Raw genomic sequence first — 23,426 nt, 5'->3', positions numbered from 1 at the left:
TCCTTGTGTTCAACCTGACCAGCCTCAACCTCAACGGCATCCGCTCGGCCACCACCAAAGGGCTCGAAGCCTGGGTCGCCCAAAGTGCGCCGGATTGTATTTGCGTGCAGGAAGTCAAGGCCCAGGCGGCCGACGTCGCCGGTCGCTTCGAGACCCTGGCCGGGCTGCGCGGCCATTACCACTTCGCCGAGAAGAAGGGCTACGCGGGCACCGCGGTGTTCACGCGCCATGAGCCCAGTGACGTGCGGACCGGCTTCGACGGCGGCGAATTCGACACCGAAGGCCGCTACACCGAGCTGCGCTTCGACACGCCGCAGCGCAGGTTCTCGATCCTCAGCGTGTACTTTCCCAGCGGCTCCTCGGGCCCCGAGCGCCAGGAAGCCAAGTACCGCTTCCTCGCGGCCTTCCTGCCGCACCTGATCTCGCTCAAGGCCGAACGCGAATTCATCCTGTGCGGCGACGTGAACATCGCGCACACGCAGAACGACCTCAAGAACTGGCGCAGCAACCAGAAGAACAGCGGCTTCCTGCCCGAGGAGCGGGCCTGGATGTCGCACCTGCTCAGCGACGACGTGGGCCTGATCGACGTCTACCGCCGCCTGCAGCCCGACACCACCGACGCCTGCTACACATGGTGGAGCAACCGCGGCCAGGCCTGGGCCAACAACGTGGGGTGGCGGCTCGACTACCACCTGGCCACGCCCGCGACCGCGGCGCTCGCGCGCACCGAGTCCATCTACAAGGCGCAGCGCTTCTCGGACCACGCGCCGATCACCATCGGCTACGACATGACGCTCTGAGATGCTGCGCTACCTCACCGTCCCCGTCACCGCCTTCGCGCAGAACTGCTCCATCGTGTGGTGCGACGCCACCCGGGAGGCCGCCATCGTCGACCCGGGCGGCGACCTCGATCGCCTGCTTGCCGAGGTGCAGCGCCTGGGCGTGACGCTCAAGGCCATCTGGCTCACGCACGCCCACATCGACCACGCGGGCGCCACGGCCGAACTCGCGCAGCGTCTGTCGCTGCCCATCGTGGGCCCGCACGAGGGCGACCGCTTCTGGATCGACGCGCTGCCGCAGCAGGGCGCGATGTTCGGCTTTCCGCCGAGCCAGGCGTTCACGCCCACGCGCTGGCTGCACGACGGCGACACGGTGCAGATCGGGCATTGCACGCTGGCCGTGCGCCACTGCCCGGGCCACACGCCGGGCCATGTGGTGTTCCACTCGGCCGAGGCGCAGCGCGCCTTCGTCGGCGACGTGCTGTTCGTGGGCAGCATCGGCCGCACCGACTTCCCGGGCGGCAACCACGCCGAACTGCTGGCCAGCATCCGCGAGCGGCTCTGGCCCATGGGCGACGAGACGGTGTTCATCCCCGGCCACGGGCCCGAGGGCTCGTTCGGGCAGGAGCGGCGCTTCAACCCCTACGTGGGGGAGCGCGGATAGAGCCGCGCGATCCGGCGCCGGGCCGCCCCAAGCCGGATCAGCCCCCTCGGGGGGCAGCGACCCGCGCAGTGGCGGAGCGTGGGGGCCCGTTGGTTTCAGTCCAGGGTGACCTTGCTCTGGCGCACCACCTCGCCCCAGTGCGCGTATTCGCTGCGCATGTAGGCGGCGGCCTCGGCCGGGCTTGCGCTGAAGCGCGGGATGGCGCCGATCTGCAGCAGGCGGGCTTCCACCTCGGGCGTTCGCATGGCCTTGTTCATGGCTTCGAACGTGGCCTGCACCAGCGCCTTGTCGGTGTTGGCGGGGTAGATCAGCATGAGCCAGGTGCTGGCGCTGAAACCCTCGAAGCCCTGTTCCGCGATGGTGGCCACGCCGGGAAAGGCCGCCATGCGCTGCGGCGTGCCCGTGCCCAGCGCCTTGAGCTGGCCGGACTGCACGAAGGGCCGCACCGCGGCCGCGGTTTCGAGCGCCACCGAGACCTGGCCGGCCACCACGTCGGTGAGGCCGGGCGCGCTGCCGCGGTAAGGCACGTGCAGCATGTCGATGCCCGCGCGGCGCTTGAGCGCTTCCATGGCCAGGTGCGACACCGTGCCGTTGCCCGATGACGCGTGCGTGAGCCGGCCCGGGTGGGCCTTGGCGTAGCGCACCAGGTCGGCCACGTTCTGGAAGGGCAGCGAGGGGTGGCACACGAGCACGAAAGGCAGGTCGCCGAGCAGGCCCACGGCCTCGAAATCCTTGAGCGCGTCGTAGGGCACGGACTTGTACATGTGCGGCGTGGCCGCGACCGCCGACATGTGGGTGAGCATCATCACGCTGCCATCGGCCGGCGATTTGGCGACCTGGCCCATGGCGATGCTGCCGCCCTGGCCGGGCTTGTTGTCCACGATGTAGGTGTCGCCCGTGACGCCCTTGAGCTGGTCGGCCAGCAGGCGCGCCACGATGTCCGTGGCCTGGCCCGGCGGAAAGCCGACCACGATCTTCACGGCGCGCGCGGCGCGGCCTTGCGCGCCGGCGGCCGATGCCAGCGTGGCGCCCGCGGTGGCCAGCACCAGGGTGCGGCGGTTGATGCCAGGGGTTTTCATGTTGGTGTCTCCTCTAGGGGGGTGGGTTGTCGCGCAAATCGGCTCATTGCGCCAGCGCCAGCGCCAGGCCGGCCGCGGCGGCCAGGGCGCCCGCCAGGGCCGCCGCCAGCAGCCAGCCGCCCGACAGCCGGCGCACGGGCTTTGGAGGCGTGGGGGTATGTGGCACGGCGCGGGGCGCGAGGTCCGCCGCGGCGGCCGGCGCCGGCGCGGCCGCGGCGAGCTGGGCCGTGAAGGCCTCGAAGAAGTCGCCGGCCATCTTGCGCGCCACGCTCTCGATCAGCCGCGAGCCCACCTGCGCGAGCTTGCCGCCGACCTGGGCCTGGGCGCTGTAGCGCAGCTCGGTGCCCTCGGCGACCGGGTCGAGCCACACGTCGGCGCTGCCGCGGCCGAAGCCGACCGCGCCGCCCTGGCCTTCGAAGCGCAGGGTGCACGAGGCGGGGACGGTCGCGTCGTCGATGTGCAGCTGGCCGTTGAAGCGCGCGCGCAGCGGGCCGATGGTGGCGGCCATGACCAGCTCGAAGCGCTCGGGCGCGGCGCGCACCACGGACTCGCAGCCGGGCAGGCAGCGCTGCAGCACCGCGGGGTCGTTGAGGGCGTCCCACACGCGCTCGCGCGGGCTGGGAATGGAGCGGTTGCCGGTGATGTTCATGCGGGTCTCGTGGGCGGTCAGTGGGCTTTCTTCTTCATGGCGCTCGCGGTGTTCACCATCGAGTGCAGGCTGCGCGCGTAGTCGATCGCGCCCTGTTCGTCCATGCGCGGCGCCACGCGCAGGTATTCCTTGAGACCCAGCAGCGCGGGCCGCGGCCGCGACAGCAGCAGGCCCAGGAATCGCTCGACCTCGGCGTCGAGCTGCGCGGCGGGCACGACCTGGCTCACCAGGCCGTAGGCCAGCGCGCGTTCGGCGGCGATGAAGTCGGCGCTGTAGGCCATCCACAGCACGGCGTTGCGGTTCATGCGGTCGTACAGCGCCGACATCACCATGGTCGGCATCACGTTGTGGCCGATCTCGGGGATGTTGAAGCGCGCGCTGTCGGCCGCGAAGCTCACGTCGCACAGCGCGGCGATGGCGGCGCCAAAACCCATGCAGCGGCCTTCGATCACGCCCACGATGGGCACCTTGGCGCCGCGCATGGCCTGGTAGCTGCCGAAGATGCCGTCGTACTCGTCGCGGCGCACATAGGCCTCGGCGGTGGGCGGCGTGGTGCCGGCGTCGCGCACGCGGCCGGTGCAGAAGTCGGGACCGGCGCTGCGCAGCAGCACCGCGTCGGCGCGTTCGTGCGCCGTGAGCAGCAACTGCGAGAGCGCGCTGGCCATGCTGTCGGAGACGCCGTTGTCCTCGGTGCGGTTGAGCGTGATGCGCAGCAGGCGGTCTTGTGCTTCGATGAGCAGGTGCGGGTGCATGGGTTCTCCGGTGGGGTGGGCGAAGGGATGGCTCAGTGGCCGTGGCGGCGGAAGTGGCGCAGCAGGGACTCGTTGAAGGCGCGGGCCTGCTCGATGTTGGGCAGGTGTCCGGCGTCGGCGATCACGTCGAGCGAGGCGCGCGGCATGCGCGCCTGGATGTCGCGCATGGCCTCGGGCAGCACGCCGTCGCGCGCGCCGACGATCAGCGTGGTGGGCGCGGCGATGGTGTGCACGCGGGGCAGGTAGTCCAGCCCCTGGATGGCGCGCGCGCAGCCGATGAAGCCCGAGACGGTGGTGTGCGCCGCGAGCTGGCGGAAGGTCTGGGCCACCTCGGGGTGGGTGTCGAGGTAGCGGTCGCCGAACCAGCGCTGCACCGTGGCGCGCGCCAGCGGCTGGCAGCTGTTGCTCTGCAGCGCCTGCTCGATGCGCTCGCTCCAGGGCGCGGCCACCTCGGGGGGCGCGTCGGCACGCGCCGCGCACAGCACCAGGCTGATCACGCGGTCGGCGTGGTGGATGCCCAGGCCGAAGCCGCTCATGCCGCCGAGCGACAGGCCCACGTAGTGCGCGCGTTCGATGCCCAGCGCGTCGAGCACCGCGACCGCATCGGCCGCCAGCCCGTTCATGGTGACGGCCGCCATCGGGGCGGCCGAGGCGCCATGGCCGGTGGCGTCGACGCGCACCACGCAGTAGCCCTGGGCGAGCAGCTGCACGGCCTGGCTTTCCCACAGCGCGCTCGAGGTGAGGATGGAATGCCCCATCAGCACCACGGGGTCCTGCAGATCGCCCTGGATCTGGACCGACAGCTCGCCATGGACGCCGGGCACGCGATGGCGCTGGATGCACAGACAGCTCATGATCAACTCCTGGTGGGGCGCGCGGCCTGCAGGGCGCGCCAGATGGCTTGCGGGGTCATGGGCAAGGCGTCGATGGCGGCGCCGGCCGGGGCCAGCGCGTCGTTGACGGCGCTGGCGATGGCGGCAGGGCCGCCGAGGTAGCCCGCTTCGCCCGAGCCCTTCTGGCCGAAGGTGGTGAGCGGGGAGGGGGTGCAGTGGTCGACGATGGTGATGGCCGGCACCTCGGCGGCGCTGGGCAGCAGGTAGTCCATGAAGGTGCCCGACAGCAGCTGGCCTTCGGGCGAGTAGGCGAACTTCTCGAACAGGGCCGCGCCCAGGCCGTGCGCGACGCCGCCCAGGGTCATGCCGTGCACGACGTCGGGGTTGATCATCACGCCGCAGTCGTGGCCCACCACGTAGCGGTGCAGCCGCACCTGGCCGGTCTGCGGATCGAGGCTGGCGAGCACCAGGTGCGATTCGAACGAGTGGCAGGGGTACATCTGCACGCGGCCGTCGGCCGTGGGCAGCTGCCCGCCCGTGGGCACCTCCCAGCAGAACTTCTCCTGCAGGCCCGGCTCCATGCCCGCGGGCATCTCGTGGTAGCGGCGGTGCGCGATCTCCACCAGCTGCGCCCAGCCGAGGCGGCGCGCGGGGTCGGCCTGCACGAACACGTCGCCGTCTTCGTACACCAGGGCCTCGGGCGCCACGCCGAAGCGGTGCGCCGCGATGGCCAGCAGCTTGCTGCGCAGCAGCCGCGCCGCACCCGCGGCCGCGCCGCCGAGCATGATCGCCATGCGGCTGCCCACGGGGCTGTTGGAGGGCAGGGCGTTGAGCGAGTCGGCGTGCAGCACGCGGATGCTGTCGGGCTCGCGCTGCAGCACCTCGCCCACCACGGTGGACACCAGGGTCTCGTGCGCCTGGCCCGCGCTCGAGGTGCCCATGAGCGCGGTCACCGCGCCATTGAGGTCGATGCGGACCAGGCAGGCGTCCATCCAGGTGGTGGTGAGGTTCTTGGGGTTGAACAGCGGCTCGAAGGCCGAGTTGCCGCCCGAGGGTTCGAGGCAGGTCGACAGGCCGATGCCCGCAAGCAGGCCCTGCGCGCGCAGCGCGTCGCGCTCGCGGCACAGCTCGGCGTAGGGCGCGGCGGCCAGCGCCTTGTCCATCACGGTCTCGTAGTCGCCCGAGTCGTAGTGCGTGCCGCTGGGGATGAGATAGGGAAAGGCGTTGGCGGGGATGAGATTGCGCCGGCGCAGCTCGATGCGGTCCATGCCCAGGAAGCGCGCGACCTTGTCCATGCCGGTCTCGATCGCGTAGTTGGTGGGCGACTGGCCGAAGCCGCGCACCGCTTCCTGCGGCGTCTTGTTCGTGAGCACCGCGCAGGCGTCGTAGGTGACGCTCTCGATCGTGTAGGGGCCCACGATGGCGCCCACCGGCTTGCCCAGCTGCAGCGGTGAGCGGCCCGAGTAGGCGCCGATGTCTTCGAGGGCGCGCATGCGCATGGCGCGCACGCGGCCGTCGCCGTTGAAGGCGAGCTCGACGTCGAAGAGCCGGTCGGGGCCCTGCATGTCGCCGCCGCGCATGTTTTCGAGCCGGTCCTCGAGGAAGCGCACCGGGCGGCCCAGCCGCTTCGCGAGGTACCCCACGAGGATGCTGTGCTTGAGGCCGCGCTTGACGCCGTAGCTGCCCCCCACGTCGACGTCGAAGTGCACGCGCACCGCGTTGCCGGGCAGCTGCAGGCAGGCCGCGAGCAGGTCGGGGTACTTGGGCATCTGGATCGAGGCCCAGACGTCGAGCATCTGCGTGGCGTCGCTCCACAGGCCCGTGACCACGAAGGTCTCGATCGGCACCGTGGCGCTGCGCGACCAGCGCACGCGGTAGGCCAGCGTGTGCTCGGCGGCCGCAAAGTGCGCGTCCACCGGGCCCCAGTCGAAGCGGCGCTGCCAGATCACGTTGCTGCCGTGCGCGGGGTGCACCAGCGGCGCCCCGGGCGCCATCGCGGCTTCGGGGTCGACCGCGTGCGGCAGCGGCTCGTATTCCACGTGCACGAGCTCGGCCGCGTCTTCGGCCAGCGCGCGCGACTCGGCCACCACGGCCACCACCCATTCGCCCGCGTAGCGCACCACGCCGCGCGCCAGCGGGTAGCGCGTGACGCTGGGCGCGTCCACGCCGGGCAGCATGGGCTTGATGGCGTCGTTCATCTGCTCGCCCGTGAGCGCGGCGTGCACACCGGGCAGTGCGAGCGCGGGCGAGGTGTCGATGGACACGATGCGCGCACTCGCGTGCGGGCTGGCCACGATGGCCACGTGCAGCAGGCCGGGCAGGTGCACGTCGGCCGCGAAATGGCCCTGGCCCAGCACGAAGCGGCGGTGCTCCACCGCGCGGCGCGGCCGGCCGATGTACTTGAAGGCCTCGTAGGCCGGGTGGCGCGGGGCGCTCATTTCGACACCTCCGCGCCGGGCGCGGTGGCGCGCTTGACCGCGTCCACGATCTGCTGGTAGCCGGTGCAGCGGCACAGGTTGCCGCCGATGGCCTCGCGGATCTCGGCCTCGCTCGGGTGCGGCGTGCGCTCGATCAGCGCGTGGCACGCCACCAGCATGCCGGGTGTGCAGTAGCCGCACTGCAGCGCGTGCGCTTCGCAGAACGCGTCCTGCAGCTTCGAGAGCTGGCCGCGCTGCGGCGCCAGGCCTTCGACCGTGGTCACGGCCATGCCCTTGGCCTGCACCGCGAACAGGCAGCACGAGCGCACCGGCTCGCCGTCGAGCAGCACCGTGCAGGCGCCGCAGACGCCGTGCTCGCAGCCCACGTGGGTGCCGGTGAGGTGCAGGTGGTCGCGCAGGAAGTCGACCAGCGTGGTGCGCGCTTCCACCGTGCGCGGCTGGATCACGCCGTTGACGGCGATGTCGATGGAGACGAGCGGTGTGGCCATGGCGGGTGCGGTATCAGGGTTGAAGGGCGGCGGTGTGGCCTTGCGCGGCCTGCTGCAGCACGCGCGAGAGCGTCACCACGCCGAGGTGGCGCCGGTAGTCGGCGCTCGCGTGCAGGTCGGTACCGGGCTCGGTCTGCGCCACGGCGGCGTGCGCGAGCTCGTCGGCCAGCCGCGCATCGATGCGCTGTCCCACGAGCTGCTGCGCGAGTTCGGGGAAGGCGCGCGGCGTGCCGTCGAGGCCGCCAAGGCCGAAGCTCGCGCGGCGGCACACGCCGTCGGCGTCGAGCTGCAGCTGGCAGGCGGCTGCGGCCATGGCGAAGTCACCGTGACGCATCGAGACCTCGCCGAAGGCCGTGCGAATGCCCTCGCCGGACCACACGGGCCAGTGCAGGTCGACCAGGCATTCGGTCTCGCCGGTGGCGGTGAACATGGGGCCGAGGAAGAAGTCGCGCGCGGCGATGCGGCGCTCGCCGCCGGCGCGGCTGCGCAGGTGCAGCGAGGCGTCGAGCACCACGGCGGCCAGCGGCAGCTCGGCCGCCGGGTCGGCGTGCACCAGGCTGCCGCCCACGGTGCCGCGGTTGCGGGTCTGGATGTGGCCGACCCAGCGCAGCGCGTCGCGCACCAGCGGCAGCGCGCGCGCGAGTTCGGCGCTGTGTTCCACCACGCGCTGCGGCGTGGTCGCGCCCATCTGCACCCCGTCCGGCCGGACCGCGAGCTGGCGCAGCTCGGACAGGCGGTTGATGTCGAGCAGCACCGCGGGACGCGCCAGCCGCATGGCCATCATGGGCACCAGGCTCTGGCCGCCGGCGATGGGCTTGGCCTCGTGGCCGTGGCGCTCGAGCACCTCGAGCGCGTGCGCCAGCGAGTCGGCCAGGATGTATTCGAACGGGGCGGCTTTCATGGCGGTGCGGCGTGGATGTTGCGGTGCAAAAAATTCACGAACGGCTTGCGGGTTTCCCGGGCTCCTGGGAACATCTGTTTTCCCTGCTGCCTTGGGGAAAATTCTCGGCTTCGAGCCCCTGTCCAGCAATCGATCAAAGCTGGCGTAGCGTGAGAAAAACTCACGCCAAAACCGCCCCACCCGAGCACCCGATGAGACGCCTGCCCCCCATGAACGCCGTGCGCGCCTTCGAGGCCGCGGCCCGTCACGTGAGCTTCACCAAGGCCGCCGACGAGCTCAACGTGACCCACGGCGCGGTGAGCCGGCAGGTGGCGCTGCTCGAGGAATGGCTGGGCACCGCGCTGTTCCACCGCGCGGCCTCGCAGCTCACGCTCACGGCCGACGGGCGCGCCTTCGCGACCGAGCTCACGTCCATGCTCGACCGGCTGGCCGTGCTCACCATGCACATGACGCAGAAGGCCGCGCCGACGGCGCTGGGCGTGAGCGCGCCGCCGACCTTCACCATGCGCTGGCTGATCCCGCGCATGTCGGGCTTCCAGCGCCGCCGCCCCGAGACCGAGGTGCGGCTCACCACCTCGCTGGCACCGGTGAACTTCCAGGAGCACCCTTACGACATCGCGATCCGCGGCGCGCTCGAGCCGCTCGCGGGCTGCCATTCGGTGCCCTTCATGACGGAAATCATCGTGCCCGTGTGCCACGCCGATCTGGTCGAGTCGGGCGGGCTGCGAACGCCCGCCGACCTCGCGCGCCAGACCCTGCTGCACTACGCGACCGAGCCCTACCCCTGGTCGGCCTGGCAGCGCGCCGCGGGCCTGGCGCCCACCGCGGGCGCGAGCGCGCTCAACTTCGAGCAGATGTACTTTGCGCTGCAGGCCGCGGCCGAAGGCCTGGGCGTGGTGCTGGTGCCGCTGTTCCTGGTGGCCGACGACATCGGGGCCGGGCGGCTGGCCGCGCCCTTCGGCCTGCAGGGTGCGATGCAGCGGCGCTACTACGCGAACACGGCGCTGGCCTCGGCGCGCAACCCGGCGGTGGCCGAGTTCCTGGCCTGGCTGGCCGAGGAGGGGCGCAGCACCGAGCGCTTCATCGCCGAGTGGGCGAAAGAGATGGGCTGGGCCCTGCCGGCGGCCGCGCCGGCCTGAGCCGCGGTCTCAACCCCGCTGTCAGCCGCGCCGGGCCTGCTCGTACAGGCCCTGCACCTTGGGGATGTTGGCCTGCAGCTGGCGGATGCGGTCGGGCCCGCTGGGGTGGGTGGACAGGAAGCCCGGTGCGGCGCCGCCACCGGCCGCGGCCATCTTCTGCCACAGCGTGACGCTGGCCTGCGGCTCGTAGGCCGAGCGCGCCGCGAGCTCCAGGCCCACGAGGTCGGCCTCGGTCTCGTCGTCGCGGCTGTACTTGAGGCTGAGCAGCTGCGTGCCGAGGTTGGCCGCCACGTCGCCGAGCTGGCCCAGGCCCAGCAGCTGGGCCGCGATCGACAGGCCCATGCCGGTGGCGTTGGTCTTGGCCACGCGCGAGCGCGCGTGTTCGCGCAGCGCATGCGCCATCTCGTGGCCCATGATCATCGCGGCCTCGTCGTCGCTGAGCTGGAGCTTGTCGAGGATGCCGGTGTAGAAGGCGATCTTGCCGCCGGGCATGCAGAAGGCGTTGATCTGCTCGCTGCGGATCAGGTTGACCTCCCATTGCCAGCGCTTGGCGCGGTCGTTCCAGGGCGCAGCGTGCGGGATCTGGCGGCGCGCGATGTTGCGCAGGCGCTGGAGCTGCGGGTCACTGGCGGGGGCCAGCGCGCCCTTGGCCCGGGCCTCGGCCATCATCTGGTCGTACTGCTTGTCGGCGGCGTTCTCGAGCTGCTCGGCAGGCACCAGGTTGCGCAGGGCCGACCCCTGGCCCACGTCGACCTGGGCGAGCGCGGGCGCGGCCGCGGCGGCACCGGCGGCGAGCACGAAGGCGCGGCGCGCCGACCACACGGGGTCGGGCCGGGGCCGTGCGGGTTCCGGAGCGAGGCGGGTCTTGAGGTCGCAGAGCAGGCACATGCGCGAATAATAGGCAAAGCCGATCACCCGTGCGTGACGGCCACACACCACCCATCGCATGCCGCCCGACCACGCCACCCCCGAGCCCGCCCCTCCCACCCGCCCGAGCTGGGCCCAGGCGCTGCGCGTCTACCTCGAGCCCGCGAGCCTGCGCATGTTCGCGCTCGGCTTCGCGGCCGGCCTGCCGTTGCTGCTGGTGCTGGGCACGCTGAGCTTCCGGCTGCGCGAGGCGGGCATCGACCGCACCACCATCGGCTACCTGAGCTGGGTCGGCCTGGCCTATGGCTTCAAGTGGTGCTGGGCGCCGCTGGTGGACCGGCTGCCGATCCCGCTGCTCACGCGCGCCCTGGGGCGGCGGCGCAGCTGGCTGCTGCTGTCGCAGCTGTGCATCGCGGCCGCGCTGGTGGGCATGGCGCTGGCCGATCCACGCCAGGGCCTGGAGGTGGTGGTGTGGTGCGCGCTCGCGGTGGCCTTCGCCTCGGCCACGCAGGACATCGCGCTCGACGCCTTCCGCATCGAGTCGGCCGACGCGCAGCGCCAGGGCGCGCTGGCCGCCACCTACCAGACCGGCTACCGGCTGGCCATGATCTGGGCCGGCGCGGGCGTGCTGTGGCTGGCCGCGCGCAACGAGATCGCGGGCGCGGGCTACCAGCAGGCCGGCTGGAGCACCGCCTACCTGGTGATGGCCGCGAGCATGGCGGTGGGCGTGGTGACCGTGCTGCTCTCGCGCGAGCCCGCGCGCGTGGAACTGCCGCCCGCGCGCAGCGCCGCCGAGTGGCTGCGCGGCGCGCTGATCGAGCCCTTTGCCGATTTCCTGCGCCGCTACGGCAAGCAGGCCGTGCTCATCCTCGCGCTGATCGGCGTCTACCGCATCAGCGACGTGGTGATGGGCATCATGGCCAACCCCTTCTACGTGGACATGGGCTACACCAAGGACCAGGTCGCCGCGGTGAGCAAGGTCTACGGCGTGATCATGACCCTGCTGGGCGCGTTCATCGGCGGGGCCATGGCCATGCGCATGGGCGTGATGCGCGTGCTCATGCTGGGCGCGGTGCTCTCGGCGGGCAGCAACCTGCTGTTCGCCTGGCTCGCCGGCGAACTGGGCCACAGCGCCAGCCTGACCGCGCTCATGTTCGTGATCTCGGCCGACAACCTCAGCGCGGGCGTGGCCTCGGCGGCCTTCATCGCCTACCTCTCGAGCCTCACCAACGTGAGCTACTCGGCCACGCAGTACGCGCTGTTCAGCTCGATGATGCTGCTTGCGCCCAAGTGGCTCGCGGGCTATTCGGGCGCCCTCGTCGACGCCCACGGCTACGTGCCCTTCTTCCTGGGCACGGCGGCGCTGGGCCTGCCGGTGCTGCTGCTGGTGTGGCTGGCCACGCGCTGGGTGGCCAAGCCCACCGCGGCGCTCAGCGCTGGCTCACCAGCCAGGCCCGGATCGCCGGTTTGACCAGCTTGCCCAGCGCGGTGCGCGGCAGCGCGTCGACGCGGCGCCACTGGCGCGGCCACTTGTAGCGCGCCAGGCGGCCGTGCAGCGCGGCCTCCACGCCGCTCACCCAGTCGTCGGGCGCGCCTTCGCGCAGCACCACCACGGCCACGCAGACCTCGCCCCAGCGCTCGTCGGGCTGGCCCACGACCGCGCACTCGGCCACCCAGGGGTGCTCGGCCAGCAACTGCTCGATCTCGGCCGGATAGATGTTCTCGCCGCCCGAGATGATCATGTCCTTGGATCGGCCCACCACCACGTAGTGGCCCTGCGGCTCCTGGCGCGCGAGGTCGCCGCTGTGGAAGAAGCCTTCGGTGTCGACCGCGTCCACGTCGGGCCAGTACAGCGCCACCACGTTGGGCCCGCGCACGCAGATCTCGCCCACGCGGCCGCGCGCCACAGGCTCGCCCTGCGGGTCGACCAGCTTCACCTCCACGCCCGGCGCGGGCCAGCCGCAGGAGCCCGCGAATTCCTGCGCGTGCTCGGGGCCGAGCGCGATCGAGAACGGGCCGGTTTCGGTGCTGCCGTAGACGTTGCACACCGGCACGCCGCGCGCGTGGCAGGCGCGCAGCAGCTCGGCCGGCAGCAGGCTGGAGCCGGCCCAGATCGCGCGCAGGCACGACAGGTCGACCGCGCCCCAGTGCGGGTGCTGCACCAGGGCCTGCAGCGTGGCAGGCACCTGCAGCGTGAGCGTGGGGCGCTCGCGCGCGATCGTGTCGAGCACGGCGCCGGGGTCGAAGCGGCGGTGCAGCAGCACGCGCGCCCCCACCGACAAGGCCGGCAGGGTCTGGATGCACAGGCCGCCAACATGGAACAGCGGCAGCGCGGTGAGCACGGTGTCGCGCTCGCTCAGGCCCTGGGCGGGCGCGGCGATCGCCAGGTTGGCGAGCAGGTGGGCCTGGGTGTGCACCGCACCCTTGGGGTTGCCCGTGGTGCCCGAGGTGTAGACGATGAGCGCCGCGTCGCCCGGGCGGCCCTGGTCGGGCAGCGGCTCGACGGGCGTGGTGTCGAGCGTGTCGACCGCGATGGCGCGCAGGCCTTCGGTGGCCGCGAGCGCGCGTGCGGGTTCGGCGAAGGCCTCGTCGTGCACCAGGCACAGGGGCGCGCAGTCGTCGAGGATGGCGGCCCATTCGGCCGGCGAGAGGCGGTGGTTGAGCGGCACCAGCACCGCGCCGCGCAGGGCCAGCGCGAACAGCAGCGCGATCTGGGCCGGGTGGTTGAAGCCGAGCCAGGCCACGCGCAGCCCGCGCTCCACGGGCAGGGCCCGCGCCAGCGTGTGCGCGCGTTCGGCCAGGGTGGCGTAGTCCAGCCGCTGCCAGCGGGCGTCGGCGCCGTCCCATTGCAGGGCGGTGTGCCGCGGATGGGCGGCGGCGCGCTGCGCGAGCAGGGCGCCCAGGGTGCTTGCGGGTTCCAACGACATTTACCGGACTTTACGTGGGGCTCAAGCGGCGGACACCGCCACTGGTCAGCATCGCGATACTGCGCGCGGCGCCCGCGCCCGCGCAACCCCGTGGCTACACTGATCCGCATGACGCCCCACCGACTCCTGATGATCGAAGACGATGCGCGGCTGGCCCACATGGTGCAGGAGTACCTGGGGCAGTCGGGCTTCGAAGTGACGCACGCCCCCGACGGCGAACAAGGCCTGTCGCAGCTGCCGCTGGTGCAACCCGATCTGGTCATCCTCGACCTGATGATGCCCGGCATCGACGGCCTGGAGGTGTGCCGGCGCATCCGCGCGCTGAGCAACGAGCAGGCGCGCGTGCCGGTGCTCATGCTCACCGCCAAGGGCGATCCCATGGACCGCATCATCGGCCTGGAGCTCGGCGCCGACGACTACCTGCCCAAGCCCTTCGAGCCGCGCGAGCTGCTTGCGCGCGTGCGCGCGGTGCTGCGCCGCCGCGCCGAGGGCGGCCCGGCGGGCGCGTCGCGCACCACGCCGGTGCTGCGCTTCGGCTCGCTCGAGATCGACCGCGATGGCCGCACCGTGACGGTCGCCGAGCAGCCGGCCGAACTCACCTCGTACCAGTTCGACCTGCTGGTGGCCATGGCCGAGCGCGCGGGCCGCGTGCTCACGCGCGACCAGATCATGGAGGCGGTGCGCGGCCGCGAGCTCGAGGCCTTCGACCGCTCGATCGACGTGCACATCGGCCGCATCCGCAGTGCGATCGAGGTGGACAGCAAGAACCCCAAGCGCATCCTCACGGTGCGCGGCGTGGGTTACGTGTTCGCCAAGCAGCAGGACTAGGGGCGACCGCGTCCGATGAGCATTCCCGTCTTCGCCCAACGCCTGTACCTGCGCATCTGGCTGGCGGTGGTGGCTGCGGTGACGGTGCTCACGCTGGTGGTGGGCTGGCTCTGGCAGCAGGCGCTGGAGAGCGACCGCGAGGAGCGCGAGGCACGCGTGATGCGGACCATCGTGGTGCAGAACACCGCGGGCGACGTGCTCGGCGATGCGCCAGCGCGCGCCGAGCGCCTGCCCGGCGAGGGCTGGCGCTTCGAGGTGGTGATGAAGGACGGCGACAAGGTCTACGTGCTGCTGCCCTTCTCCAACCGCGGTGCGCCCACCAACCCGGGCAGCCGCGCGCCGGCCTGGCTGCTCACGCCCGCGGGCTTTGCCTGGCTGCTGGGTCTGGTGGCCTTCGCGGTGGCCCTGGGCGCCTACCCCATCGTGCGGCGCCTGACCAAGCGGCTCGAGTTCCTGCAGAAGGGCGTGGAGCGCTGGGGCACCGGCGATCTCTCCTCGCGCATGCCGGTGAGCGGCGAGGACGAGGTGGCCTTCCTGGCCGAGCGCTTCAACGCGGCCGCCGAGCGCGTGCAGTCGCTGCTGCAGGCGCACAAGCGGCTGCTGGCCAACGCCTCGCACGAGCTGCGATCGCCGCTGGCGCGCATCCGCATGGGGCTGGCGCTGATCGGCAACGACCCCGCGCACGCGGCCCAGCGCGCCGAGATCGCGCGCAGCATCGACGAGCTCGACCAGCTGATCGACGAGATCCTGCTGGCGAGCCGGCTCGACCTGCGCGACGCGGCCGACCCGGTGGCCTTCGGTCCGCAGGAAGACGTGGACCTGCTGGGGCTGGCGGCCGAGGAGTGCGCGCGCCTGGACGCCGACCTCGACGTCGCACCCGACGTGGGCCACGTGGTGGTGCAGGGCCACGCGCGGCTGCTGCGCCGCGTGGTGCGCAACCTGCTCGAGAACGCGCGCCGGTACGGCCGGGCCGGCGCGGGCGAGGCCGAGGTGAGCCTGGGCCTGCGGCGCGATGCGGCGCAGCACCAGGTGCTGCTCACCGTGGACGACCGCGGCCCGGGTGTGCCCGCAGACCTGCGCGAGCGCATCTTCGAGCCCTTCTACCGCCTGCCCGGCGCGAGCGAGCGCGAGGGCGGCGTGGGCCTGGGTCTGTCGCTGGTGCGCACCATCGTCGAGCGCCACGGCGGCAGCGTGCATTGCGAGGACCGGCCCGGCGGGGGCGCGCGCTTCGTCGTGGCCCTGCCGGCCTGACCGGCGTCATACCCCCTAGGGGTTCCCCCAGCTGGGGGATGGCACTGGACGCCCCGGCCAGGGAAAATCCCTGTGTTGCTGTCACAACAGCCCCGTTGCCGGGGCCAGCCAGCCATTGAGGCGCTCTTCAGCGGCGTCCGGGGATGATCAGGTCTCCCAACGACGTCCTTCCAAGGACTTGAGAAAGCCACCGCGAGGTGGCTTTTTTTTGCCGCTCACAGCGGCGCGGGCCGGCTCTGGCCCTCGCCGGGCGTGGTGTGCAGCCAGTCCACCACCTCACCCGCGGGCTGGTAGCCGTGCACGGCGCGCTGCAGCAGCGCGCGCAGGCCGGGCACGTCGTTGGCGAGCAGGGTGCGGTCGAGCTGGGCCAGCAGGGCCATGAGCTCGTCGTGTTCGAGCCGCACCTCGCGCGCGCGCCAGATGCGCGCGTGCGGCGTGGGCTGCGGGTCGTCGCCGATCAGCAGCTCTTCGTAGAGCTTCTCGCCGGGGCGCAGGCCCGTGACCTGGATCTCGATCTGCCCGCCGGGCTGTTCGGGGCTTTTCACCTGCAGGCCCGAGAGCTCGACCATGCGCATGGCCAGGTCCATGATGCGCACGGGCTCGCCCATGTCGAGCACGAACACGTCGCCGCCCTCGGCCATGGCGCCGGCCTGGATCACGAGCTGCGCGGCCTCGGGAATGGTCATGAAGAAGCGCGTGATGTCGGGGTGGGTGAGCGTGATGGGCCCGCCCGCGGCGATCTGCTGGCGAAACAGCGGCACCACCGAGCCGCTCGAGCCCAGCACGTTGCCGAAGCGCACCATGCTGAAGCGCGTCTGCTCGGCGTGGCGCTCGGCCAGGGCTTGCAGCACGAGCTCGGCCAGGCGTTTGCTCGCGCCCATGATGTTGGTGGGGCGCACCGCCTTGTCGGTGCTGATCAGCACGAAGTGGCGCACGCCCGCGGCCAGCGCCGCGCGCGCGGTGACCCAGGTGCCCCAGACGTTGTTGCGCAGGCCCTGCACCGCGTTGTGCTCCACCAGGGGCACGTGCTTGTAGGCCGCGGCGTGGTAGAGCGTGTGCGGGTGCCAGGCGCCCAGGATCTGCACCATGCGGGCCTCGTCCTGCACCGAGGCGAGCAGCGGCACGATCTCGACCGCGTCGCCGTCGGCGTGGCGCTGCAGCTCCTGGTGGATGGCGTAGAGCGCGTACTCGCTCTGGTCGATGAGCAGCAGCGTGCGCGGGCGCAGCGCGACGATCTGGCGGCACAGCTCGCTGCCGATGCTGCCGCCCGCGCCGGTCACGGCCACCACGCGGTCGCGGATCAGGCGTTCGAGCAACGCCGGGTCCGGCGCCACAGGCTCGCGGCCCAGCAGGTCTTCGATGTCGAGCTCGCGCAGGTCGCTCAGGTCGGTCTTGCCCGAGGCCAGATCGGACACGCCCGGCAGGGTGCGCACGTGCAGCGGCAGGCCGCGCAGCGTTTCGAGAATGGCGCGGCGCCGCTGGGGCGTGGCCGAGGGCAGGGCCAGCAGCACGTCGGTGGCGCCGATGGTCTGCACGAGTTCGGCCAGGCGTTGCGGCGGGTAGACGGTGCGGCCGTCCAGGCTGTTGCCCTGCAGCGCGGGATCGTCGTCGATGAAGCCGATCAGGCGGTGCTGGGGGCTGCGCAGCAGCGCGGCCGCGAGCTGGCGGCCCGCGCTGCCGGCGCCGTAGATCAGCACGCCCGGCAGGGTGCGGCGCGCAAGCAGGTGGCGGTAGAGCCCCCCCAGCCACACCCGCACGAACAGGCGGCTGAGCGCGACGAACATGAACAGCAGCAGCGGCTGGATGATGCCCACCGAGCGCGGCACGCCGGGCACGCCGAACACGGTGAACACCGTGGCGTAGAGCAGGCCGTACAAGGCCATGGCCTGGCCCAGCGAGAGCGTGGCGTTCCAGCCCGCGTAACGGAAGATGGCGCGGTACAGGCCGAAGCGCACGAACAGCGGGATTGCGATCAGCACCGCGCCGATGGCGGGCCAGAGATAAGGCGGCTCCAGGCGCAGCCAGACCTCCAGGCGCAGGTAGAGCGCGATCCAGACGGCGAGCACGCACAAGGCCATGTCGACGGCGACGGCAAGCGCGCGCTTGGCCGGGCGCGGGATGGCGAGCAGCGTGCTCGCCAGGCTGTCGTCGTCGTTGCCGGACTCGGGGTGCATGGGCCTCATGGGCGGCCCTCCCCGGGGGCGACGACGGTGTCGTCGGGCAGGTGGGTGTGGTAGCCGAGAGCGCTGCCGGCCTGCAGCCAGGCGCGCGCGCCGATCGAGGTGCCCCCGGCCATGGTGGCGTTGGCGCCCAGGTGGCCGTGGTCGCCGACGCGCGCGTGGTGGTCGACCACCACGCCGACGTTGACGATGACGCCATCGCCGAGCTGCGCTTCGGTGCCGATCACGGCCAGTGCCATGACCACGCAGCCCGTGCCCAGGCGGGCACTGGGCGATACACAGGCGCGGGGGTGCACCAGGGTAGCGGCCTGCAGGCCGGCCTCGCGGACGCGCGCCAGCAGCGCGGCGCGCGTGGGGTTGTGGCCGATGGCCACGTGCACCGCGGTGACGCCGCGCTCGGGCAGCCGCGGCAGTTCGGCCGTGCCGCCCCACACGGGCACGCCCAGCACCTCGGTGCCGGGCGGCAGCTGGTCGTCCAGAAAGCCCGCCACCGTGTGCGTGCCGGCCAGTTGCACGAGCTCGCTCACGCTGCGCCCGTGCCCGCCGGCGCCGACGATGACCAGCGGCGTGGGTGTCTGTGCGGTGTTGCTCACGTGTTCTTGTCTCCCCGGGAATGCCGATGCCATGCGGCCCTTCAGTGTTGCACGCCCTCGCGGCGCAGCACCTTGATGGCGGTCAGCCAGAGTATGCGCAGGTCGAAGCCCAGGCTTCGCCGGCGCAGGTACTCGGCGTCGAGCGCCACCTTCTGCGGGATCGGCAGCTCGTCGCGGCCGTTGACCTGGGCCCAGCCCGTGAGCCCGGGCACGAGTTCGTGCACGCCGGCCTCGGTGCGCAGCGCGATGAGGTCGTGCTGGTTGAACAGCGCGGGCCGCGGGCCGACGAAGCTCATGTCGCCCTTGAGGATGCTCCAGAGCTGGGGCAGCTCGTCGAGGCTGCTCTTGCGCAGGAAGGGGCCGATGGGCGTGAGCCAGCGCCGGGGGTCTTCGAGCAGGTGCGTGGCCACGGCGGGCGTGTCGGTGCGCATGCTGCGGAACTTGGGCATGCGAAAGAGGCGGTTGTGGCGGCCCACGCGGTCGCTCCAGTAGAGCGCGGGGCCCGGCGAGGTGAGGCGCACGGCCAGCGCCACGAGCGCGATGGGCACGAGCAGGAGCAGGGCGGCGGGCACGGCCAGGGCGAGGTCGAACAGGCGCTTCATGGGGTTTGCAGCCCGGCCACGGCACGGCGCAGACCTTCGTCCACGGACAGGGGCGGTGTCCAGCCGAGCGTGTCGCGGGTGTGGGTGATGTCGACCTGCAGGTTGCCCAGCAGGCGCTGGGCCATGTCGCGTTTGCCCAGCAGGGCGGCGCCGGCCTGCAGCAGCACCGGCGGCACCGGGAGCAGCCGTGCAGGCCGGTTCATCGCGCGGCCCAGGCGGCGCAGCAGATCGGCGGTGGAAAGGTCTTCGCCATCGCTCACCAGCAAGGTCCGGTTGGCGGCTGCGGGGTGGTCGATGCAGGTGATCAGCAGGTCGACGAGGTTGTCGAGGGCGACGAAGCTGCGGCGGTTGGCCGTGACGGCCCCGAACGGCAGCGGCAGACCGCGTTGCACGGCGCGCATGAGCGCGGCGAAGTTGGCCTTCACGCCCGGGCCGTAGACCAAGGGGGGCGAACGATGGCGACTTCCATGCCGCTGGCGGCCGCGAGCGCGCGCAGGCCGTCTTCCGCTTCGCGTTTGGAGATGCCATATGGATCCTCGGGCCGGGGGGCATCGTTCGCGCGGAACGGACTGCCGGCCACCGTGTGTTCGCCGTTGACCTTGATGGAGCTCACGAACACGAAGCGGCGCACGCCAGCCTCGGCGGCCTGGCGCGCCAGCCGCAAGGTGCCTGCGGTGTTGACGTCGCGGAACGCGGCCAGGGGGTCGGCCGCGTGCTCGTTCATGACGTGGACGCGGGCGGCGAGGTGGACGACGGCGCTCGCGCCCCGCAGGGCAGTGCCCCAATCGGCCTGGCTCCAGGGCGCATCGATCACGTGGGAGGAGGCGTGCACGGCATCCGCCGGGCGGCGCACGATCGGCCGCAGCGGTCGCTGCTCGGCGGCGAGGCGTTCGATCAGCGCCCGGCCGACAAACCCGGTGCTGCCGGTGACGACGCAAGTCATGCCTGGCCTTTCGGGTGGTACAAGGCGCGCGCCTCCTCGAGCAGGTCGTTCATCCGGTCCATGAGTGTGCCGCGGTCGAACTCGCGAAGGGCGAAGGCGCGGCCGCGATCGCCCATGGCGCGGCGTTCATCGGGGGGCATGGCAGCGAGCCGCTGCACCGCATCGGCCAGTGCGCCCGCGTCGCCCGCCGGGCAGGCCAGGCCGGCCCCGGCACGCCGGATCACATCGGCGCCCTCGCCATCCAGCATGCCGAGCAACGGCTTGCCGGCCGCGAGGTACGACTGCACCTTGCCCGGTATGGTCATGCTGAACGTGGGATCTTTCCTGAGGCTGACCAGCAGGGCGTCGGCATGTTCGTAAAAGGACGGCATGCGCTCCACCGGGAAGCGGCCCAGCAGCAGCACCCGCTCGCCCAACCCCCGTTCACGCACCTGTTCCTGCAGCCAGGCCGAACGTCGACCGTCACCCACGATCAACCAGCGGATGTCGCGCCGGTGCTTCAAGCGCTCGGCCGCGTCCAGGATGGCGGGAAAGTCTTGTGCGTCGCCGACATTGCCCGCGAACAGAACGCTGAAGGCAGCGGCGTCGGCGGCAACCTCGGGCGCGGGCTGGTCGGGCGCCGCCGAAAAAACGGCTTCGGCCCAGCTGGGGAAATAGCGCACCTTGGACGGGTCGCTGCAATGCTGCGCGATGCTGGGCAGGAAAGCGCGGGACTGGCCCAGCACCAGCGTGCAGCGGTCGTAGATGAAGCGCACGAGGCGCGCCACCCCAGCCAGCAGCCGCGGGTTGCGGACCACGCCGACCGCAGCCAGCGTCTCGGGCCACAGGTCCAGGGCCCAGAACACCACCGGGCAGCGCTTGAGGCGCCCCAGCAGCACGGCGGGCAGCCCGACCGTCACCGGCGATGGCTCGAACACGAAGATGACGTCGGGCCGCACGCGGCGCAGCTTCCAGGGCCCTGTGGTGCAGGCGCCGGCCACGAAGCTCGCGTAGTTGAGCATCAGGCGCAGGGCGCCGGTGCCGCGGGCCAGCATGGGGACCCTGTGCACAGCGGCCCCTTCGAAGTGCGCAAACGCCGACGGGTCGGCCCTGTAGGTGTCGAAGGTCTTGCCATCCGGGTAGTTCGGCTTGCCGGTCAGCACGGTCACCGCGTGGCCGCGCTTCAGCCATTCCTGCACCAGGTCGTTGATGCGGAAGTTCTCGGGCCAGAAGTACTGGCTCACCACCAGGATGTTCAAGGTTCAGCCGCTGTAACGTTTCCAGACCACGCGGTTCACGTAGTCGGTGTAGCTGTGCACGATGCGCAGCACCTTGTCGGACACGTTGGGCATGCTGTAGTCGGCCACCTGGCGCAGCAGGCGCTGTGCACCCCGTGGTTGCTGCTCGAGGATGGCCAGGGCCTGCAGGGCGCGCTCCAGCGATTGCCCCACCATCATGACGGCCGCCTCTTCCATGCCTTCCGGGCGCTCGTGCGCTTCGCGGATGTTGAGGGCCGGGAAGTTGAGGATGGACGACTCCTCGGAGATCGTGCCGCTGTCCGACAGCACGGCCTTGGCGTTCATCTGCAGCTTGTTGTAGTCGGAGAAGCCCAGCGGCTTGAGCAGACGCACCTCGGGCTCGAAGCGGGCGCCGGTGGCGTCCACGCGCTTCTGGGTGCGTGGGTGCGTGGACACCACCACCGGCAGGCCGTATTGCCTGGCCACGCCGTTGAGCAGGCCCACCAGGGCCTCGAAGCGCGCGTCGCTGTCGACGTTTTCCTCGCGGTGGGCGCTCACCAGGAAGTAGCCGCCGGGCTGCAGGCCCAGCCGCTCCAGCACGTCGGACGCATCGATGCCCGGCCGGTAGTGCGCGAGCACCTCGGCCATGGGGCTGCCGGTCTTGATGACCAGATCGGGCGGCAGGCCTTCGCGCAGGAGGTACTCGCGGGCGATGTCGCTGTAGGTCAGGTTGACGTCGGCCGTGTGGTCGACGATGCGGCGGTTGATCTCCTCGGGCACGCGCATGTCGAAGCAGCGGTTGCCGGCTTCCATGTGGAAGATGGGGATCTTGCGCCGCTTGGCGGGAATCACGGCCAGGCAGCTGTTGGTGTCGCCCAGCACCAGCACCGCGTCGGGTTTGTGTTGCGCCAGCAGCGCATCGACGCGGCCGATGATGTTGCCGATGGTCTCGGCCGCGGTACCGCCGGCGGCCTCCAGGAAGTGGTCCGGCTTGCGAATGCCCAGATCGTCGAAAAAGATCTGGTTCAGTTCGTAGTCGTAGTTCTGTCCGGTGTGGACGATCTGGTGCTGGCAGTGCTCGTCGAGGCGCGCCATCACGCGGGACAGGCGGATGATCTCGGGGCGCGTGCCCACGATGGTCATGACATGGAGTTTTTTCACATCGGTCTCACAAGGCTGCCGAGATGGTGTCCGGTCGGTTCCGGTCGAAGATTTCATTGGCCCACAGCATGACCACCATCAGGCTTTCGCCGGTGTTGGTGATGTCGTGCGTCCAGCCAGGCACGGTCTCCACCACGCGCGGCGACTCGGCCGTGGTGTGGATCTCGTGCGTCTCGCCGCTGAGCATGTGGCGAAAGCGAAAGCAGGCCTTTCCCTGAATCACCAGGAACTTCTCGGTCTTGGCGTGGTGGTAGTGGCCGCCCCGCGTGACCCCCGGATGGGCCGTGAAGTAAGAGAACTGGCCGCTGTCCCGGGTCTTGAGCATTTCGACGAACACGCCGCGCGGGTCTTCGTGGCGCACCAGCGGGTAGTCGAACGCCTCCACGGGGAGGTAGCTCACGTAGGTCGCATACAGGGCCCGGCCGAGGCCGTGGCCCACCGTGCCGATCACGCCGGTGTCGCGGCTGTCGCGAAAACCGCGGAGGGTGTCGGCGACCGCTCCCACCGTCGTGCTGTACACCGGCCCGGCGGTTTCGAAGCCGGCGGCGTCCGGCTGGGCGGCGGCGCCATCGACCAGCGCCAGGAACCGGTCGATCACGTCGTCCACGTGGATCAGCTGCAGTGCCGCACCGGGGTCGTGGATCTCGATGGGCAGTCCGCGGGCGATCTGGTGGCAGAACGTGGCGACCGCCGAGTTGTAGTGCGGGCGGCACCATTTGCCGAACACGTTGGGCAGGCGAAACACGTGCAGGGCGTGGCCGTGCGCACGGGCCAGGGACTGCATGGCCGCTTCGGCGGCCTTCTTCGACTCGCCGTACGGGTTGCCGCGTTCGGCCTGGGTGGACGAGGTGTGAATCAGCCGCGGCCGGTGATTCGATGCCGACGCCACCTGCGCCAGGGTGTCGCAGAGGCGGACGGTGAAGTCGACGTTGCCGGTTTGAAACTCGCTGACCTCCTTGGGGCGGTTCACGCCCGCGAGGTGGATCACCACGTCGGCCTGCTCGATGGCGTTCTGCAGGCCATCGGGCGCGCTGTGGCGGGTCCAGGGTGTCACGGTCCAGCCGGCCCGCTCCGAAATCCGAAGGCGCAGGTTGCGTCCGATGAAGCCGTCGGCGCCGGTGATGAGGATGTGCAC

23 protein-coding genes are annotated in these 23,426 nt (G+C 71.5%); 6 read left to right on the top strand and 17 right to left on the bottom strand.

Annotated features, from left to right (window positions below; translation table 11 throughout):
• Window positions 1-5 precede the first annotated feature (5 nt).
• On the top strand, window positions 6-800 hold the full coding sequence (locus WDZ95_RS21610; protein WP_166229470.1) for an exodeoxyribonuclease III: 795 nt from the start codon (window positions 6-8) through the stop codon (window positions 798-800).
• A 1-nt stretch (window position 801) separates the two neighbouring features.
• Window positions 802-1,443 (top strand): MBL fold metallo-hydrolase, encoded by a 642-nt coding sequence (locus WDZ95_RS21605; RefSeq protein WP_425781564.1) that lies wholly within the window; start codon window positions 802-804, stop codon window positions 1,441-1,443.
• A 95-nt stretch (window positions 1,444-1,538) separates the two neighbouring features.
• Here WDZ95_RS21605 and WDZ95_RS21600 read toward each other — a convergent pair whose 3' ends face one another.
• The 7 genes from WDZ95_RS21600 to WDZ95_RS21570 are packed head-to-tail and all read right to left on the bottom strand — an operon-like array spanning window position 1,539 to window position 8,583.
• Window positions 1,539-2,522: a Bug family tripartite tricarboxylate transporter substrate binding protein gene (locus tag WDZ95_RS21600; RefSeq protein WP_166229474.1), complete on the bottom strand. Its 984-nt coding sequence runs from the start codon at window positions 2,520-2,522 to the stop codon at window positions 1,539-1,541.
• Between the two features lie 43 nt (window positions 2,523-2,565).
• Window positions 2,566-3,171: an SRPBCC family protein gene (locus tag WDZ95_RS21595; protein WP_425781562.1), complete on the bottom strand. Its 606-nt coding sequence runs from the start codon at window positions 3,169-3,171 to the stop codon at window positions 2,566-2,568.
• A 17-nt stretch (window positions 3,172-3,188) separates the two neighbouring features.
• A complete protein-coding gene (locus WDZ95_RS21590) occupies window positions 3,189-3,923 on the bottom strand; it encodes an enoyl-CoA hydratase/isomerase family protein (protein WP_425781560.1) in 735 nt (244 codons plus the stop codon).
• Window positions 3,924-3,955: 32 nt separating this feature from the next.
• Window positions 3,956-4,777, bottom strand: a complete 822-nt coding sequence (locus WDZ95_RS21585; RefSeq protein ID WP_166229480.1) for an alpha/beta fold hydrolase — start codon at window positions 4,775-4,777, stop codon at window positions 3,956-3,958.
• Between the two features lie 2 nt (window positions 4,778-4,779).
• Entirely contained in the window at window positions 4,780-7,194 is a 2,415-nt protein-coding gene (locus WDZ95_RS21580; RefSeq protein WP_425781558.1) for a xanthine dehydrogenase family protein molybdopterin-binding subunit, read from the bottom strand.
• On the bottom strand, window positions 7,191-7,682 hold the full coding sequence (locus WDZ95_RS21575) for a (2Fe-2S)-binding protein (protein WP_425781556.1): 492 nt from the start codon (window positions 7,680-7,682) through the stop codon (window positions 7,191-7,193). The genes WDZ95_RS21580 and WDZ95_RS21575 overlap by 4 nt, the downstream gene beginning before the upstream one ends.
• Window positions 7,683-7,695: 13 nt before the next feature.
• Entirely contained in the window at window positions 7,696-8,583 is an 888-nt protein-coding gene (locus tag WDZ95_RS21570; RefSeq protein WP_425781554.1) for an FAD binding domain-containing protein, read from the bottom strand.
• 191 nt (window positions 8,584-8,774) lie between these two features.
• Between WDZ95_RS21570 and gcvA the strand changes: the two genes are divergently transcribed.
• Complete coding sequence (gcvA, locus tag WDZ95_RS21565; RefSeq protein WP_425781552.1) at window positions 8,775-9,722, top strand: transcriptional regulator GcvA; 948 nt, start codon at window positions 8,775-8,777, stop codon at window positions 9,720-9,722.
• A gap of 21 nt (window positions 9,723-9,743) precedes the next feature.
• On the opposite strand, the gene WDZ95_RS21560 is transcribed toward gcvA, so the two are convergent.
• On the bottom strand, window positions 9,744-10,610 hold the full coding sequence (locus tag WDZ95_RS21560; protein ID WP_166231476.1) for a M48 family metallopeptidase: 867 nt from the start codon (window positions 10,608-10,610) through the stop codon (window positions 9,744-9,746).
• Window positions 10,611-10,668: 58 nt separating this feature from the next.
• Here WDZ95_RS21560 and WDZ95_RS21555 point away from each other — a divergent pair, with 58 nt between their 5' ends.
• Entirely contained in the window at window positions 10,669-12,060 is a 1,392-nt protein-coding gene (locus WDZ95_RS21555) for an AmpG family muropeptide MFS transporter (protein WP_425781550.1), read from the top strand.
• On the opposite strand, the gene WDZ95_RS21550 is transcribed toward WDZ95_RS21555, so the two are convergent.
• On the bottom strand, window positions 12,020-13,516 hold the full coding sequence (locus tag WDZ95_RS21550) for a class I adenylate-forming enzyme family protein (protein ID WP_425781548.1): 1,497 nt from the start codon (window positions 13,514-13,516) through the stop codon (window positions 12,020-12,022). The genes WDZ95_RS21555 and WDZ95_RS21550 overlap by 41 nt on opposite strands.
• Window positions 13,517-13,624: 108 nt before the next feature.
• Between WDZ95_RS21550 and WDZ95_RS21545 the strand changes: the two genes are divergently transcribed.
• Together WDZ95_RS21545 and WDZ95_RS21540 are read left to right on the top strand one after the other, a co-directional pair.
• Window positions 13,625-14,344, top strand: a complete 720-nt coding sequence (locus WDZ95_RS21545; RefSeq protein ID WP_166229498.1) for a response regulator — start codon at window positions 13,625-13,627, stop codon at window positions 14,342-14,344.
• Between the two features lie 15 nt (window positions 14,345-14,359).
• Window positions 14,360-15,595 carry an ATP-binding protein gene (locus WDZ95_RS21540; protein ID WP_425781545.1) on the top strand — a complete coding sequence of 412 codons (1,236 nt, stop codon included), beginning with the start codon at window positions 14,360-14,362 and terminating at the stop codon, window positions 15,593-15,595.
• 215 nt (window positions 15,596-15,810) lie between these two features.
• Here the strand turns inward: WDZ95_RS21540 and WDZ95_RS21535 are convergent, their stop codons facing one another.
• The 8 genes from WDZ95_RS21535 to wbjC are packed head-to-tail and all read right to left on the bottom strand — an operon-like array spanning window position 15,811 to window position 23,426.
• Window positions 15,811-17,778 carry a polysaccharide biosynthesis protein gene (locus tag WDZ95_RS21535; protein WP_425781543.1) on the bottom strand — a complete coding sequence of 656 codons (1,968 nt, stop codon included), beginning with the start codon at window positions 17,776-17,778 and terminating at the stop codon, window positions 15,811-15,813.
• Complete coding sequence (locus WDZ95_RS21530) at window positions 17,775-18,368, bottom strand: acetyltransferase (RefSeq protein ID WP_425781541.1); 594 nt, start codon at window positions 18,366-18,368, stop codon at window positions 17,775-17,777. Before WDZ95_RS21530 ends, WDZ95_RS21535 begins: the two co-directional genes overlap by 4 nt.
• Window positions 18,369-18,409: 41 nt before the next feature.
• Window positions 18,410-18,970, bottom strand: coding sequence for a sugar transferase (locus tag WDZ95_RS21525; protein WP_166229504.1), 561 nt, complete (start codon window positions 18,968-18,970; stop codon window positions 18,410-18,412).
• Complete coding sequence (locus tag WDZ95_RS21520) at window positions 18,967-19,395, bottom strand: hypothetical protein (protein WP_425781539.1); 429 nt, start codon at window positions 19,393-19,395, stop codon at window positions 18,967-18,969. Before WDZ95_RS21520 ends, WDZ95_RS21525 begins: the two co-directional genes overlap by 4 nt.
• Window positions 19,392-19,913 (bottom strand): NAD-dependent epimerase/dehydratase family protein, encoded by a 522-nt coding sequence (locus WDZ95_RS21515; RefSeq protein WP_425781537.1) that lies wholly within the window; start codon window positions 19,911-19,913, stop codon window positions 19,392-19,394. The genes WDZ95_RS21520 and WDZ95_RS21515 overlap by 4 nt, the downstream gene beginning before the upstream one ends.
• Complete coding sequence (locus WDZ95_RS21510) at window positions 19,910-21,151, bottom strand: glycosyltransferase family 4 protein (RefSeq protein ID WP_425781535.1); 1,242 nt, start codon at window positions 21,149-21,151, stop codon at window positions 19,910-19,912. Before WDZ95_RS21510 ends, WDZ95_RS21515 begins: the two co-directional genes overlap by 4 nt.
• A gap of 3 nt (window positions 21,152-21,154) precedes the next feature.
• Window positions 21,155-22,291, bottom strand: a complete 1,137-nt coding sequence (gene wecB, locus WDZ95_RS21505; protein WP_287469828.1) for a non-hydrolyzing UDP-N-acetylglucosamine 2-epimerase — start codon at window positions 22,289-22,291, stop codon at window positions 21,155-21,157.
• Window positions 22,292-22,298: 7 nt separating this feature from the next.
• On the bottom strand, window positions 22,299-23,426 hold the full coding sequence (gene wbjC, locus WDZ95_RS21500; protein ID WP_425781532.1) for a UDP-2-acetamido-2,6-beta-L-arabino-hexul-4-ose reductase: 1,128 nt from the start codon (window positions 23,424-23,426) through the stop codon (window positions 22,299-22,301).

Origin of the sequence: Hydrogenophaga sp. T2 (assembly GCF_049843535.1) — a bacterium.
Classification (GTDB): domain Bacteria; phylum Pseudomonadota; class Gammaproteobacteria; order Burkholderiales; family Burkholderiaceae_C; genus Hydrogenophaga; species Hydrogenophaga crocea.
The sequence above is the reverse complement of the archived record's forward strand: the minus strand, read 5'-3'. Positions and strand labels throughout refer to the sequence as shown.

What these genes read in the sequence shown, in the direction of transcription:
- WDZ95_RS21605 (WP_425781564.1), top strand. Translation starts at nt 802, where the DNA reads ATGCTGCGCTACCTCACCGTCCCCGTCACCGCCTTCGCGCAGAACTGC.
- WDZ95_RS21600 (WP_166229474.1), bottom strand. Translation starts at nt 2,522, where the DNA reads ATGAAAACCCCTGGCATCAACCGCCGCACCCTGGTGCTGGCCACCGCG.
- WDZ95_RS21595 (WP_425781562.1), bottom strand. Translation starts at nt 3,171, where the DNA reads ATGAACATCACCGGCAACCGCTCCATTCCCAGCCCGCGCGAGCGCGTG.
- WDZ95_RS21590 (WP_425781560.1), bottom strand. Translation starts at nt 3,923, where the DNA reads ATGCACCCGCACCTGCTCATCGAAGCACAAGACCGCCTGCTGCGCATC.
- WDZ95_RS21585 (WP_166229480.1), bottom strand. Translation starts at nt 4,777, where the DNA reads ATGAGCTGTCTGTGCATCCAGCGCCATCGCGTGCCCGGCGTCCATGGC.
- WDZ95_RS21580 (WP_425781558.1), bottom strand. Translation starts at nt 7,194, where the DNA reads ATGAGCGCCCCGCGCCACCCGGCCTACGAGGCCTTCAAGTACATCGGC.
- WDZ95_RS21575 (WP_425781556.1), bottom strand. Translation starts at nt 7,682, where the DNA reads ATGGCCACACCGCTCGTCTCCATCGACATCGCCGTCAACGGCGTGATC.
- WDZ95_RS21570 (WP_425781554.1), bottom strand. Translation starts at nt 8,583, where the DNA reads ATGAAAGCCGCCCCGTTCGAATACATCCTGGCCGACTCGCTGGCGCAC.
- gcvA (WP_425781552.1), top strand. Translation starts at nt 8,775, where the DNA reads ATGAGACGCCTGCCCCCCATGAACGCCGTGCGCGCCTTCGAGGCCGCG.
- WDZ95_RS21560 (WP_166231476.1), bottom strand. Translation starts at nt 10,610, where the DNA reads ATGTGCCTGCTCTGCGACCTCAAGACCCGCCTCGCTCCGGAACCCGCA.
- WDZ95_RS21555 (WP_425781550.1), top strand. Translation starts at nt 10,669, where the DNA reads ATGCCGCCCGACCACGCCACCCCCGAGCCCGCCCCTCCCACCCGCCCG.
- WDZ95_RS21550 (WP_425781548.1), bottom strand. Translation starts at nt 13,516, where the DNA reads ATGTCGTTGGAACCCGCAAGCACCCTGGGCGCCCTGCTCGCGCAGCGC.
- WDZ95_RS21545 (WP_166229498.1), top strand. Translation starts at nt 13,625, where the DNA reads ATGACGCCCCACCGACTCCTGATGATCGAAGACGATGCGCGGCTGGCC.
- WDZ95_RS21540 (WP_425781545.1), top strand. Translation starts at nt 14,360, where the DNA reads ATGAGCATTCCCGTCTTCGCCCAACGCCTGTACCTGCGCATCTGGCTG.
- WDZ95_RS21535 (WP_425781543.1), bottom strand. Translation starts at nt 17,778, where the DNA reads ATGAGGCCCATGCACCCCGAGTCCGGCAACGACGACGACAGCCTGGCG.
- WDZ95_RS21525 (WP_166229504.1), bottom strand. Translation starts at nt 18,970, where the DNA reads ATGAAGCGCCTGTTCGACCTCGCCCTGGCCGTGCCCGCCGCCCTGCTC.
- WDZ95_RS21515 (WP_425781537.1), bottom strand. Translation starts at nt 19,913, where the DNA reads ATGACTTGCGTCGTCACCGGCAGCACCGGGTTTGTCGGCCGGGCGCTG.